Below are 13,317 nucleotides of genomic sequence, written 5' to 3'. Positions count from 1 at the left end.
GTTTTGTCCTATAACCCCAAACCAACGCGTTTTGTCCTTCAACCCCAGAAAACACGAAAACCCCCGCGCTTCTTTCGAAGCGCGGGGGTCATGCGCGGAGACGGCGGGATTTGAACCCGCGAGGGGCTATGCACCCCTACCTCCTTAGCAGGGAGGCGCACTCGACCGGACTATGCGACGTCTCCAGTGCCGACTACTTTAGGGCATTTTTGCCGCGAGCGCGAACGTGCGCCCGCCGCGACGCCCACGGGCGGTCGGCTCGGCGGAGGGCGAGGGATTCGAACCCCCGGTGCCATTGCTGACACAACGGTTTTCAAGACCGTCTCTTTCGGCCACTCAGACAGCCCTCCAGACTCGGATCATCCTACAGGACTGGGCCCGGGGATGCGACCCTCGCATCCCCGGGCCCGAGCCCCTCAGAAAATTGATGCGTCAGCCGCGCAGCCCAAAGAAGTTCCAGGACTTCTTGTCGGGGGCCGGTTCCTCGGGGTGGTCGAGGAGGCCACGTGAGATCGCGGGCGCGGTCGGCGGCCAGAGCGGCACGCGGATCGCCAGCGTCGCCTGGATGGCGTGGTAGACGTCCCAGCGCGAGGACTTGGCGGGCTGCACGGTCTCGTTGTGGGCGCCGAGGCGGCGCACCCAGCGGCCGGGCTGGGTGATGAGGTAGTCGTGGATGTAGTCGACGAAGGAGCGGTAGCAGTGCTCGAAGTGCTCAACCTCGGAGACGCGAGCACCGTCGTCTAGCATCGCGCGGCGCACGGCGACGGCGGCGCACACGCCCTCGCAGACAACCCACTGCTGGTGCTCGTCTTCGCCGGGGATCGGGTCACCCTCGTCGTCCACGCCGGTGGAGAAGCCGGGGCAGGCGTCGGTGCGGCGCCATCCGTCGACGCGAGCGCGTTCGAAGAGCTCGGTGCCCATTTCGAGGAGGTAGTCGGGTACGTCCCACCCCATCGAGCGCAGCCCGGCGCGCACCTGCAGTGCGAAGCGCGCGAGCTGCATCGAGTGGCCGGTCACGTACCCCTCGTAGTAGCGGCGCCCGTCGTTGAGGAGCTTGCCGGCCTCGTGGTTGGCTTCCCAGTTTTCGTCGAAGTACTCCGGGATTCGCCATCCGTTCTTGGAGGCGACCTTGTAGGCGAAGGCTGCCATTTTCTCGGCGCGGTCGAGCCACTCGGGTTCGGTCGTGGCCTCGGCGGCGGCCATGTAGGCCTCGATCGTGTGGATGAGGGTGCCGAGCGTGTGGACGGGGACGGCCTCGGTGAAGGCCTCGTCGTACTCATCCCAGACGCGCCCGTAGTCGTCGGTCCACAGTTCCTTCTGCTCCTCGAGCATGCGGTTGAGCAGCTCGTGGGCGCCGGGGCGGTCGGCGACGGTCGCGGCGGCCACGCCGAGCAGCGCGTACACGGTGTGGTACTGCGATTTCACGCGCGAGGCCTCGTCCCACGGCACGCCGTGTCCGTCCTCGTCGGGTTCGGGCTTGATGGCGAACCACATGCCGCCGTTGACGGGGTCCGTGAAGTAGTTGGTGAGTGCTTTGACGGCGTGATCGGCGTAGCGGCGGGTGCCGGGCAGACCCATGAGCGCGCCGAGCGAGAACACGTAGGCCATGCGACCTGTGACGGCCAGGTCGATGGATCGGGTCGGGTCGGGCTTTCCATCGGCATCGAGGTGCGCGAAACCAGTCGCGACGATCGCGCCTTCAGCCTCTTCGATGAGCGCCTGCATGTGGGCGCTCAGCCAACGGTTATGTTCGATGGAATCAAACCATCCCACGGTGTTCCTCCTGACGACACAGTCACGGTCTTCGGTGACCGACATCTCATAGGATAGTCGGTCACTGCCGTTTTTGGGAAAACGTGCAGACCCCCTGTCCTCTCTCGGGGACGAGGCCGGGGCTGCCCCCGCTGCCACCTGCCCTTTTGCGCCCGCCCAGCCACGGCCTCGAACAAGAGAAAGTATGGGGCGGTCCACGCCCTGGGACGGCGCTAGCCACAAAGCGGCGTAACGTGCAACACTGTCACTATGCATGAACGAGCTGGCACACGTGCCCTTCCAGAAGACCTCATCAACGTCGACGATGTCATCTCCGCCTACTACGACATCGTCCCTGACCCGACCGACGTGGGACAGCGCGTCGCGTTCGGAACGTCGGGCCACCGCGGCGCTTCGTTGGACGGTAAGTTCAACGAGGCGCACATCATCGCCATCACCGCGGCGATCATCGAGTACCGCGCCGCCCAGGGCATCAACGGTCCCCTGTTCATCGGCCGTGACACGCACGCCCTGAGCGAGCCCGCGTGGCGCACCGCCCTGGAGGTCCTCGCGGCCGCCGGCATCGACACGCGCATTGACTCGCGTGGCTCCTACACGCCGACCCCCGCCGTGTCTGTCGCGATCCTGGGCGCGAACGGCGCTCCTGCCAACCTGCGCACCGAGGGCGACGGCCTGGCCGACGGCATCGTCGTGACCCCCAGCCACAACCCGCCGCGCGACGGCGGCTTCAAGTACAACCCGCCTCACGGCGGCCCCGCCGACACCGACGCGACCGGCTGGATCGCGGCGCGCGCCAACGAGCTGCTGGATTCGGGCGAGTGGAAGAACGTTCCGCGCGTCACCGGCTCCGACCTGCTGCACGACCCGAACATCAAGCCCTTCGACTACCTGGAGTTCTACGTCTCGCAGCTGGACCAGGTCGTCGACATTGAGGCCATCCGCAAGGCGGGCGTGCGCATCGGCGCGGACCCGCTCGGGGGCGCGTCCATCGACTACTGGGCGGCCATCGGCGAGCACTACGGCCTCGACCTGACCGTAGTGAACCCCGAGGTGGATCCGGCGTGGCCGTTCATGACCCTGGACTGGGATGGCAAGATCCGCATGGACTGCTCCTCGCCCTACGCGATGGCGTCCCTGCGTCAGGCCATGACTCCCGACGCCGAGGGCAACACCCCCTACGACATCGCGACCGGCAACGACGCGGATTCGGACCGCCACGGCATCGTCACCCCCGACGGCCTGATGAACCCGAACCACTTCCTGGCCGTCGCCATCGAGTACCTGTTCACGCATCGTCCCGGCTGGGGTGCGGACGCGGCCGTGGGCAAGACCCTGGTGTCCTCCGCCCTCATTGACCGTGTTGTGGCCGCCATGGGCCGCAAGCTGGTTGAGGTGCCCGTGGGCTTTAAGTACTTCGTGCCCGGCCTGCTGTCCGGCACCGTCGGCTTCGGCGGCGAGGAGAGCGCGGGAGCTTCGTTCCTGCGCAAGGATGGCACCGTGTGGTCGACTGACAAGGACGGCATCATCCTGGCGCTGCTCGCCTCGGAGATCCTGGCCGTCACCGGCAAGACCCCCTCCCAGCTGCACGAGGAGCAGGTTGAGCGCTTCGGTGCCTCCGCCTACGCCCGCATTGACGCCGCTGCTTCCCGCGAGGAGAAGGCGAAGCTCGCCGCGCTGTCCCCGGATGACGTGACCGCGACCGAGCTGGCCGGCGACCCGATCGTCGCGAAGCTGGTGCGCGCGCCCGGTAACGACGCGCCCATCGGCGGCCTGAAGGTGACGACCGAGTACGCGTGGTTCGCCGCGCGCCCGTCGGGCACCGAGGACGTCTACAAGATCTACGCGGAGTCCTTCAAGGGTGCCGAGCACCTGGCGCAGGTCCAGGAGGCCGCGAAGAAGGTCGTGTCCGACGCCTTGAACGGCTGACGCTCTGGAGGTGCCCGCTCACGCGGGTTGCAAGGGGGGCGGCGCTCGATTGAGCGCCGCCCCCCTGCTTACCGCAGATGTGCATGGGCCGATGTACCCTTGGAACACCCAGATCAGGAAGGACTACCATGACAGCAGCTATTCGCTTAATTTCGGGTAAAAGTCCAACCGCACTGGAGTTTTTCGCCGGCATTGGCCTCGCTCGAGCAGGGCTTGAACAAGCGGGATTCTCCGTCGCCTGGGCAAATGACTACGAAGCCAAAAAGCACCAGCTATATCGCTCTCAGTACGGAACAGACACCGACTACCATGTCGGCGATATCGCTGACGTCACTGGCAGCGATTTGCCGACGGACGCCGCAATCGCCTGGGCATCCTCCCCCTGTACCGACCTTTCCCTCGCTGGTAATCGAGGTGGACTTGACGGCAAGCAATCGGGAACATTTTGGCACTTCATGCGGATCCTCGAAGAGATGGGGGAAAACCGCCCTCCTGTCGCGGTCCTCGAGAATGTCACTGGGCTCGCTTCCTCGCATTCAGGCGATGATCTTACTGCAGCAATCCGCGCTTTTAATTCACTCGGTTATTCCATCGATGCTCTGTCTATTGACGCCAGGCATTTCATTCCACAGTCACGGCCACGTATGTTCCTTGTAGGGGCACTAAATCCGCCCGAATCGGATGACGCTCCCTCAGATCTACGTCCCGAGTGGCTCGAATGGATACATTCCGACCCGACCCTCACCACTCACCGGGCTCCTCTTCCCGTCGTTCCCCCGCTGCTCACCGAGGGATTTACCACGGTTGCAGATCAACTCCCCGATGACGATCCCCATTGGTGGAACACCCACCGGACTGCAGCATTCCTTGGATCACTATCCCCCGTTCAGGCTGCACGACTCGACTCTCTGCGCACATTGAATCAGGTCTCATACCGTACCGCGTACCGGCGTACGCGTCAGGGGAAACCCGTTTGGGAAATTCGGCCCGACGATATTGCTGGTTGCCTGCGGACAGCACGCGGTGGATCTTCACGACAAGCTGTTGTCAGAGCCGGCAAGGGTGAGGTTGCTGTACGTTGGATGACTCCTCATGAATATGCATCCCTCATGGGCATCCCCGACTATAACTTCGGCGATGCCACGGATAACCAAATTCGTTTTGGTTTCGGCGACGCGGTTGCCGTCCCTGTTGTTGCTTGGCTCGGAAAGAACTACCTCATGCCCTTGGTTCGTCAAGAATTCAGCCAGGATTTCTCATCACTGAAAGTAGCTGCTCATGGCTAGTACTGGAATCGCCTCGTACGGTTCACCGGATTCAGAAATCAAGCCACCGCTGAAGCGCGAGATGCCCACGCGTTTCGTGCAGCTGTTTCGTGCACATCTGTCGTCGGCTCTCAACTTCGTTGAGCCTCTGACGCGTAAGCGACTCGGTAAGTGCGTCGGAGTGTATGCCTTTTACGACTTCGACGGTGAGCCCATCTACGTTGGCCAAACAACGGAGGACTTTGGGACTCGAATTGGTCGACATCTCAGAGGTCAGCGCAGCGACACTCTCGCCTACAGAATTCTGGATCCGTTTGAAGTTGCAGAGGTCGAGTTTTTTCCAGCGGATTACCTGCTGGACACTTACCCCGACAGGAAAGAACGAAGCGCCGCATTTGATTCACTGGAGTACTCCGTGTACGTCCATGCAATCGAACAGTCGAGCTACCACGCCATCCTCAATGAGAAGATTCCGCCTATTTCTCCTCTTGTTGATTTACCGAATTCTTATCGCTTCAACTTGATTCCCGAGGAGTACCGCGAGGATCGTGAGCACCCGGATGTCCGAATTGCACGGCGTGCGGAGACGCTCGCTCGTGTTGCGGCCGTCGCGCACGAACGCGGTGAAGTTTCCGCTGGGCTGCGTCGCGTTATCGTTATCCAAGCTATTCGTCTTGCGGACTTGGCTGCGGCTCGACTCGCTTATGCCGAAGGCCGACCACGCCCTGATCCCAATTGCATCGACGTCCATGCACTTGTCGGGAACATCTTCGAGGAGCAAGTTCCCTAGTTTCTCGCGCTGCCCGCTGGCGCGGGTTGCGCGGGGGGCGCTCATACGAGCGCCGCCCCCCTCGTCCGTCGAAAAGATAACTCCGATGGGTGTCGTCAGGATTGCGCGCCAGTGGCAGCCGCGTCGAACCACTCGGGCACGCGTCCCGGAATGTCCGCCAGCTCCTGGGGATTCGCGGACGTGCCGTCGCTGCGCAAGTATCCCGTGTAGTAGTTGAGCGACGTCAGCCAGCTTTGCGAGACCATGATGTCGACAGTGACCCCATAGCGTTCGCTCGTCCATACCAGGACGGTGTCGGTCGACCCACCGTCGGCGGCGTAGGTATCGCGGCGCAGGTCAAAACCGAACGGCTTGAGCTCGCCGTCAAACGCTTCTTGCACGCGCTGCGGATCATGCTCATCAAAGTCGTAGGACCGCGAAATCATTCGATACAGCGTCTGGTCGCCAACGCTCAGCTGAGAAATATAGTCGTTCCCGTCGTAGCTACGGTAGTTCTCACGCGTCATGACCTCATTGCGTGCCCGGATGATCGCCGGTTCCACGTCGCGTTTGAACGCCTCGATGGGTTCGAGAGACGCCGCGCGCTCCAGGTCTTCCTTCTGTTCCGTGTTCAACTTTTTTCCTCCTGCGAAAGGTATGCACGCGGCGCACACCACTGCTAGAAAAACAGCAAGCACCCCAATGGGCGGGCGCTTCACTTCTTACCTCGTCCCGCGATGACCCGTGAAATGTCGTCGAGCGCCTTGCTGCCCTCGTTGAAGTATCCACCATGCTTGCGGAACGGATAGAACTGCGACTTATCAACGTTGTCGCCAACATCGCCGGACAGGTGGTTGTAGCCCGGCATCTTGGCGGGATTCTTTCCGAAGCGACCGTCGTCGCCCATGCCCTGGACCATGTCCTGCCAATAGTCGGTGGCGCTGACCCAGGCGTGGCCCTTCTCAAGCTTAAACTCCGAGACGTCCTGGACGCCTGAGCCCGGCGAGCCAAACTGGATGAGATCATCGACGACACCCGAATCGACCTTTGTGAGCGCAATACCGGCGGTCGTCGACCCGTAGGAGTGGGACGCGACGGTAATGTGCGCGTCGCCCGCGCCGCGCTCGCGCGACGCATCGAGACCGTCCAGGAATCCAGCGAGTTTATCTGCGCCCCTCCTGGCGTAACCGATATCCGTCACCTCTGCGATGTTCTGCGGTGCCTCGTAGCCCAGGTAGGAGATCATTGCGACACTCTCGCCGTGAGCGTGTTTCCTCACGTTCGCGCCCATAATCTTCGCATCGTCATCGTACTTGCCCAAGTTGTTCGCAACGTTGGAGTACAGACCCGGGACAATCACGCCGATATGATCGGCCGTGTCGACGTTGCCCTGAGCGACGGCGGCGAGCACCCGCTTGCCCGAAGTCTCCAGACTCAGGAGCTGGCGTGGGGTCCCGTCTCCCTGCGGCGAGGGCTGTTCCCGATCGAGCGTGCTTTGAACATTCTTCAGTGCCTTCACTCGCTCTTCGACACGTTCCAGTTCCTGGCGCTCGCGGCGCGACGGATGGGCACCGTAGCGGTCCTTGAGACGCTCAAGCTTCTTCTCTTCCCGCGCGGTGGCGTCCTTCAGGTAGATGCGGTTCGCCTTGTCACGCGACGTTCCGTCGATGCCGTTCAGGTTGCCGATCTCCTGGGGGTGGGCCTTGATCATCTGTTCTTTGTCGGCGTCGCTGAGCGAGGACCACCAGTCCGCCACTTCCTTTTCGGAAGCCCCCTTGGGTGGAAGCTGGAGTTTCTTCGTCGGGCCGCGGCTACCACTGGTCGATCCATTCGCGTAGGAGCTTCCCACTCCACCCATTGCCGCGAGTTTGCTCTGCGTGTTCTGAACGACGCTGGCTGCCGTCTTCATGATCGCGCCCACCTGACCAGACACGATCGCCATGTTTTTCTTGATCGCCACCGCATCGATCGGAGATACATTGTGCGGACCAACGTAATGGACAGATCCATCCGGTCCGATGTGGAGGAAGTTATTCACGGCGGCGCCATCGAGATTCCTGGCCGCTGATCCGACTTTTTGTGCACCCTCCGAGGCCTCGTTAAAGATGCTGGCGAGGGCCTTGAGCTTACCCTCCTGCCGTTCGACGTCTCCGCACAGCTTGAACAGCGCACTACGGGCGGCATCGACGGTACGCCCGTGCGCGGTCAGAGAGCTCAGTTGGGCGTCGAGACTCTCACGCACGTTCGCCAGTAACTCCGCGCTCTTTTCATATCCCTGTGCTTGCTGGCTGAGGGATGAGCCCTCCCACTGCAGGAGATCGGACCACTTCATTGTTACGACTACCCTCCGAGTTCTGCGCTAAAGCGATTGGCTCCCAGATCCAGCGGCTCGATTGGATCCACTATCGGGGTCGGGTTTCCCATCCTGGGCAGCTTCACGGGAGGCACCTCGGGAAGCTCGATGGCAGGTTTCGGAAGGGGGCGGGGACCGGTCGGCCCTGTGATGATCGGATCCAAGGGTTTGATCGGCCCGACTGGGTCATAGGGCATGGGCTCAACCTTCGGCCGACCCGTGCGAGGGCGGGGTTGGTGGCGGCGGCGATGCCCACCGTCCCTGTGATTCCCCTTCTGCTTGTCTGGGTCACCAGGAAGACGCGGACCGTGATGAGTCGGCTGACCACCATTGCTCGGTGAGGGAAGAGGAACGAGTCGCGGATTCTCATGCCCCTGTCCACCGCCAGAGCCGGAACCCGAGCCCCCACCGTATCTGTTGCCCTCGATGATGGAACCGATGAGCTGGCTGTTCTCGTCTTCGGAGGCGATGAAGTCGCGCTCGGCAGCTTCGAGCGAGTCGGCGTGCTCGTCCAGGCTCGTGCCCGTCTTGGTTGCCTGATCCGCGAACTTATCTTCGACGCCATGCATCTGCGACGACAGGCTCGTGCCGGGCATCGCCGAGGCAAACGCGCTGGCTCCACCCTCGGGGCGAGCAGAACGAACAGCCTCTGCGGCCTCGCGCGCCGTCGAAGCGAGGCGAGGGAACTCGCCGGCAACAAATGAAAGATCGCTCATCGTCCACTCCTGTGTTCATAGATGCGTGACCTGGACAATATTACCGGACGGAAACCTGACGCGCACCCATTCATTCGGGGCGCCCATACTCCCCTATCGCACATTTTTACCGCTCACACCCCTAGAAAATTGGTGACGGGGCGGCTACCTTGGCACTGTCACCCCCACCGGGGCCTGACTCACACCCACCACCTCCAGGAGCCAACATGAGCGAGGCACGCCGACCCGCACACTCCGCGGAATCGGATGCGCCAGCCTATGCCTCGTCCGCAACGACGACGAGGCCAGCCATCCCCCGCCTGCCCGCCGGCCGTCTCGCGTTCCTCCTCTTGGCCGGCATCGCGCTCCTCGCGGGCCTGGACGCCTCCCTCGTGCGCCTCGGAGCGCTCGCGCCCGTGGCCTCGACGAGCCTGGGGACCGTGCACGGGCTCCTCATGATCTACGGGTTCCTGGGCACCGCGATCTGCCTGGAGCGCGCGGTCGCTCTGCAGTCCGACGGGCGGCGCGTGTGGGCGTACGCCGCTCCCCTGCTCACCGGTGCGGGTGCCGTCAGCGCGGTCGTCATCTCCCTCAACGAGGGGGCGCGCACCACCCTCGCGAGCCTTCCGATCCCCCGCTACCTGGCCGCCCACCTGAGCGGGTTCGCGCCCGAGCGGATGATGCCCGGCTTCCTCATCACTCTCGGCATGGCGCTGCTGAGCGCCATCTACTGCTACGTGTGGGCGCGCCGGCAGGCCACCCACGCGGTCCTCATCCAGCTGATGGGTGCCCTCATTGGCCTGGGCGGCGTCCTCCTGTGGTGGCGAGGCCTCGAGACTCCGCGCGCGGTGCCGTGGTGGCTGGCGTTCCTGATCGTCACGATCGTCGGCGAGCGCGTCGAGCTGGCTCGCCTCGCCTTCGCGTCCGGCTCCACCGAGCGGCGCATCACAGCCGAGAGCGCCGCGCTCATGGTGGGCCTGACCGTCGCGCTCTCCTCCCCCGCGGTCGGCTACCCGCTGATCGGTCTGTCGCTCGGCGCCCTCATGGTGGACACCGCGTGGCACGACGTCGCGCGCGGCACCGTGCGCATGAAGGGCCTGCCGCGCCTGGCCGCCGTGTGCATGCTAAGCGGCTACGCATGGGCGCTCGTTCCCGCGCTGATGTGGGTCATCGCACCCCCGGCCTTCGACGGGTACGGGTACGACGCCGGCGTCCACGCGGTCACGATCGGTTTCGTCGTCTCGATGCTGCTGGCCCACGCGCCGGTCATCATCCCGGCGGTCGCTCGGCGCGAGGTCCCCTACCACGCCGCCATGTGGGTTCCCTTCGCGTTCCTGCAGGTTTCCCTCGCTCTGCGCCTCCTCGCGGGCGCGCGCGAGGCTGCCTACCCGTGGCACCTGGGCGGCACGCTGGGTGTCGTGGGCATCATCTTGTTCGTCGCCACGACTCTGACGGTGACGATTCGCCGGGCGCGCGCGGTCTCGCGCGAGGTCGGTACCGGGGACGAGGCCGGGGCCAGGCCTGCGACTCCCGCGCCCTCGGGCGGAACGGAGGCCCGATGACCAAGCCCCGCGTCCCCCGCACGGACCGCGCAACCTCGGTGTGGATGTGCGCGGCGGCGGCGTGCGCCGCGGTCACGATCGTCGCCCGAGGCCGTATCCCGCAGAACCTGTGGACGATGATCCACCTCGTCACGCTGGGTGTCCTGTCCAACGGGATCTTCCAGTGGTCCTGGTACTTCACGCGCGCGCTCGCGCACCTGGCGCCAGACGACCGACGCGCGGGACGCGACAACACCGTGCGCATCACGGCCTTCAATCTCTCCCTGCTGCTCCTCATCGGCGGCATGTGGTCGAATCTGTGGCACGCGACCGTCACCGGCGCGACGGTCGTCGGCGTGATCGCCGCATGGCACGGGTGGGCGCTGCTCACCGCGTCCCGCGAGCGCCTGGCGTCGCGTTTCGCGGTGATTATCCGCTACTACATCGCGGCGGCGTTCTTCCTGGTGGTCGGCGCGCTGCTGGCCGGTTTCGTCACGGTGGCCATGTTTGATGCGAACGCACCCGCGTGGCTGGCCGAGGCCCGGGACCGTCTGACGGTCGCCCACGCGCTGGCGGGTGTGGCCGGTTGGGTGGGCCTGACGATGGGTGGGACCCTGGTGACGCTGGGGCCGACCGCGATGCGTACGCGCATGGATCCGCGGGCGGTGTCCTTCGCGACGAGCGCCCTGCCCCTGTGGGTGGCCGCTCTCCTCGTCGCGGGCGCAGGTACGCTCGCCGGGTCGATGCGTGTGGCGTCGGTGGGTCTCCTCGTCGTCGTGGGCGCGGCGGCGCTGGGCGTCGGCGTTCCACTCCTTCGCGCGGCGCTCGCGAAGGGCCCGGCCGAGTACGGCGCATGGTCCCTCGTGCTGGGTGCCGCCTGGATTCTCGTCGCCGGCGCGGGAGCGTCCCTGCGCGCCTTCGAGGCCGCGGACGCGACCGGCCTGCGCGCGGCGTTCCTGCCGTGGCTGCCGATCCTCGGCGCGGCCGGCGTGGGCCAGCTCTTCGTCGGCGCGCTCACCTACCTGATGCCCGTCGTCATCGGCGGCGGACCGTCCGCGGTGCGCGTCGGGGTCGGCATGCTCGAGGCCGGGGCGCCCATCCGGGAGGCGGCTCGCAACGTGGCCGCAGTGTTCGCCCTCGCCGTCGCATCCCTGGGCGGCGTGCCCGCCGAGCGCCTCACCATCGCCGCGTGGGTGGTCCTGCTGGCCACCTACGTCATCGACATCGTCCTCATGGCCCGCTGCGGCGTGGCCCAGGCGCGTGTCAAGCGCGCCGCCCAATCCCCCACCACCACGCAAGGAGGCCGCCGTGGCTGACCTGAACCTGTCTGCGTCACCCTCATCGGGAGGAGACGCCCGCACAACGTCCGCCCCGAAGGGTAGCTCGACGGGAACGCCGAAGCTGCGCATGAGCCCGGCGGGCGACCACTCGCCCGTGAGCCGCACGGCGGGCGCGATCATCGGCGTCGTCTCCGTCGTGGCACTCGCGCTGGCGATCTTCCTATCCAACCCGTCCGCGCCCACGGCGTCGGGCACGGGGACCGCATCGGGGGCCACGGCCTCGTCCGTGACGCCGACCGGGCACACGACCCGCGTGTCGGTGGGCGTCGAGGGCATGGCGTTCACCCCCAACCACATCGAGGTGCCGGTTGGTGACCGCCTGATCATCGACTTCACGAATTCGGGGGATCAGCGCCACGACCTGGTGTTCGAGACGGGCGTGTCCTCCGGGTCCCTGGCGGCGGGTGAGACGAAGGAGCTGGATCTCGGCGTCATCGGCGGCGACGTCGAGGGCTGGTGTTCCCTGCCGGGTCACCGCGAGATGGGCATGACGCTGCACGTGCAGGCGACGGGCGCCTCGTCCTCCTCGGGGCCCTCGGCCTCGAGCGGCCACACGGGGCACGACCACGGCCAGGATGCGACCGGCGGGCCGGCCACGGCGACCGAGCTGACCGACTACGCGGCGTCCACCGACGCGCGCGACCCCGCCCTGCCGGCCGCGACCAGCGAAACCGAGCGCTACTACACCTTCACGGTCACCGAGCAGACCACCAACGTCACCGACACGCTGACCCGCCAGACGTGGACCTTCAACGGCGAGGCACCCGGCCCGATCCTGCGCGGACACATCGGCGACACCTTCCACATCACGCTGGTCAACAACGGGACGATGAGCCACTCGCTGGACTTCCACGCGGGCCTCGTCGCCCCCGACAACGTCATGCGCTCCATCGAGCCCGGGCAGAGCCTCGAATACACGTTTGTTGCGAAGAACGCGGGCATCTGGCTCTACCACTGCTCAACCGCGCCCATGTCGATGCACATCGCGAACGGCATGTTCGGCGCCGTCATCATTGACCCGACCGACCTCGACAAGGTCGACCGCGAGTACGTCATGGTCGCCTCCGAGCTCTACCTGGGCGCGGACGGGCAGAGCGCCGACGCCTCCCTCCTGTCGGCCCTGCAACCCAACGCAATGGCCTTCAACGGCGTGCCCTTCCAGTACAAGGCACACCCCATCCCCATCAAGACCAACGAGCGCGTGCGCGTGTGGGTCATGGACGCGGGCCCCAACCTGGCGACCACCTTCCACGTCGTGGGCACCCAGTTCGACACCGTGTGGCGCGAGGGCGCCTACGTGATCCGCGGCGGCGGCAGCGGGGGCGGCTGGGGCCAGGTCCTGTCCCTGGGCGCCGCCGAGGGCGGTTTCGTCGAGTTCACGCCCCTCGAGGCCGGCCACTACGCCTTCGTCAACCACGCACTCTCCCTGGCGGAAAAGGGCCAGACCGGCGTCTTCGAAGTGACCGACTGAAGCCGTTCCCCGATCCTGGCCACGGCCTCGTCCCCCACGGACGAGGCCGTGGCTTCTTCGCGGTGTCCCCTCCCGCGCGCCGCCCGGCTTGCCAGCGCTCGTCGATCATCGTCACACCAGACATCGCCTCCCACACACAGGGGCCCGGATGGTTACGTACGCCCCACTCCGCGCGGCTTTTCCG

Annotated in this window: 10 protein-coding genes and 2 tRNA genes; 6 read left to right on the top strand and 6 right to left on the bottom strand. The window is 65.4% G+C overall.

Annotated features, from left to right (window positions below):
• Nucleotides 1–95: 95 nt before the first annotated feature.
• From O3684_RS07995 to O3684_RS07985, 3 genes are all read right to left on the bottom strand, one after another.
• Nucleotides 96–185: transfer RNA gene (locus O3684_RS07995), tRNA-Ser, on the bottom strand.
• A 78-nt stretch (nt 186–263) separates the two neighbouring features.
• A tRNA-Ser gene (locus O3684_RS07990) sits at nt 264–350 on the bottom strand.
• Between the two features lie 82 nt (nt 351–432).
• A complete protein-coding gene (locus tag O3684_RS07985; RefSeq protein WP_500066184.1) occupies nt 433–1,773 on the bottom strand; it encodes an AGE family epimerase/isomerase in 1,341 nt (446 codons plus the stop codon).
• Nucleotides 1,774–2,022: 249 nt separating this feature from the next.
• On the opposite strand from O3684_RS07985, the gene pgm reads away from it, so the two are divergent.
• The 3 genes from pgm to O3684_RS07970 all read left to right on the top strand — a co-directional run bounded on the left by pgm (nt 2,023) and on the right by O3684_RS07970 (nt 5,754).
• Nucleotides 2,023–3,699 (top strand): phosphoglucomutase (alpha-D-glucose-1,6-bisphosphate-dependent), encoded by a 1,677-nt coding sequence (gene pgm, locus O3684_RS07980; protein ID WP_500066183.1) that lies wholly within the window; start codon nt 2,023–2,025, stop codon nt 3,697–3,699.
• Nucleotides 3,700–3,827: 128 nt separating this feature from the next.
• Nucleotides 3,828–4,985: a DNA cytosine methyltransferase gene (locus O3684_RS07975; protein WP_500066181.1), complete on the top strand. Its 1,158-nt coding sequence runs from the start codon at nt 3,828–3,830 to the stop codon at nt 4,983–4,985.
• Nucleotides 4,978–5,754 (top strand): GIY-YIG nuclease family protein, encoded by a 777-nt coding sequence (locus O3684_RS07970; RefSeq protein WP_500066180.1) that lies wholly within the window; start codon nt 4,978–4,980, stop codon nt 5,752–5,754. The genes O3684_RS07975 and O3684_RS07970 overlap by 8 nt, the downstream gene beginning before the upstream one ends.
• A 95-nt stretch (nt 5,755–5,849) precedes the next feature.
• On the opposite strand, the gene O3684_RS07965 is transcribed toward O3684_RS07970, so the two are convergent.
• The 3 genes from O3684_RS07965 to O3684_RS07955 form a co-directional block, all read right to left on the bottom strand.
• A complete protein-coding gene (locus O3684_RS07965) occupies nt 5,850–6,368 on the bottom strand; it encodes a DUF4853 domain-containing protein (protein ID WP_500063483.1) in 519 nt (172 codons plus the stop codon).
• Between the two features lie 80 nt (nt 6,369–6,448).
• Nucleotides 6,449–8,065, bottom strand: a complete 1,617-nt coding sequence (locus tag O3684_RS07960) for an alpha/beta hydrolase (protein ID WP_500066179.1) — start codon at nt 8,063–8,065, stop codon at nt 6,449–6,451.
• Nucleotides 8,066–8,073: 8 nt separating this feature from the next.
• Nucleotides 8,074–8,802, bottom strand: coding sequence for a hypothetical protein (locus O3684_RS07955; protein WP_500063480.1), 729 nt, complete (start codon nt 8,800–8,802; stop codon nt 8,074–8,076).
• Between the two features lie 206 nt (nt 8,803–9,008).
• Between O3684_RS07955 and O3684_RS07950 the strand changes: the two genes are divergently transcribed.
• The 3 genes from O3684_RS07950 to O3684_RS07940 are packed head-to-tail and all read left to right on the top strand — an operon-like array spanning nt 9,009 to nt 13,133.
• Nucleotides 9,009–10,343 carry a DUF8744 domain-containing protein gene (locus tag O3684_RS07950; RefSeq protein WP_500066177.1) on the top strand — a complete coding sequence of 445 codons (1,335 nt, stop codon included), beginning with the start codon at nt 9,009–9,011 and terminating at the stop codon, nt 10,341–10,343.
• A complete protein-coding gene (locus tag O3684_RS07945) occupies nt 10,340–11,638 on the top strand; it encodes a serine/threonine-protein kinase (RefSeq protein WP_500066175.1) in 1,299 nt (432 codons plus the stop codon). The genes O3684_RS07950 and O3684_RS07945 overlap by 4 nt, the downstream gene beginning before the upstream one ends.
• Nucleotides 11,631–13,133: a multicopper oxidase domain-containing protein gene (locus tag O3684_RS07940; RefSeq protein ID WP_500066173.1), complete on the top strand. Its 1,503-nt coding sequence runs from the start codon at nt 11,631–11,633 to the stop codon at nt 13,131–13,133. The genes O3684_RS07945 and O3684_RS07940 overlap by 8 nt, the downstream gene beginning before the upstream one ends.
• Nucleotides 13,134–13,317: the final 184 nt, after the last annotated feature.

The sequence above is a fragment of the Pauljensenia sp. 20925_1_27 genome (assembly GCF_041432835.1).
Lineage (GTDB): Bacteria > Actinomycetota > Actinomycetes > Actinomycetales > Actinomycetaceae > Pauljensenia.
This window is presented reverse-complemented; position numbering and strand designations above follow the sequence as displayed.

Excerpts from the sequence above, each read along its gene's own strand:
- pgm (WP_500066183.1), top strand. The coding sequence starts at position 2,023 with ATGCATGAACGAGCTGGCACACGTGCCCTTCCAGAAGACCTCATCAAC.
- O3684_RS07975 (WP_500066181.1), top strand. The coding sequence starts at position 3,828 with ATGACAGCAGCTATTCGCTTAATTTCGGGTAAAAGTCCAACCGCACTG.
- O3684_RS07970 (WP_500066180.1), top strand. The coding sequence starts at position 4,978 with ATGGCTAGTACTGGAATCGCCTCGTACGGTTCACCGGATTCAGAAATC.
- O3684_RS07960 (WP_500066179.1), bottom strand. The coding sequence starts at position 8,065 with ATGAAGTGGTCCGATCTCCTGCAGTGGGAGGGCTCATCCCTCAGCCAG.
- O3684_RS07955 (WP_500063480.1), bottom strand. The coding sequence starts at position 8,802 with ATGAGCGATCTTTCATTTGTTGCCGGCGAGTTCCCTCGCCTCGCTTCG.
- O3684_RS07950 (WP_500066177.1), top strand. The coding sequence starts at position 9,009 with ATGAGCGAGGCACGCCGACCCGCACACTCCGCGGAATCGGATGCGCCA.
- O3684_RS07945 (WP_500066175.1), top strand. The coding sequence starts at position 10,340 with ATGACCAAGCCCCGCGTCCCCCGCACGGACCGCGCAACCTCGGTGTGG.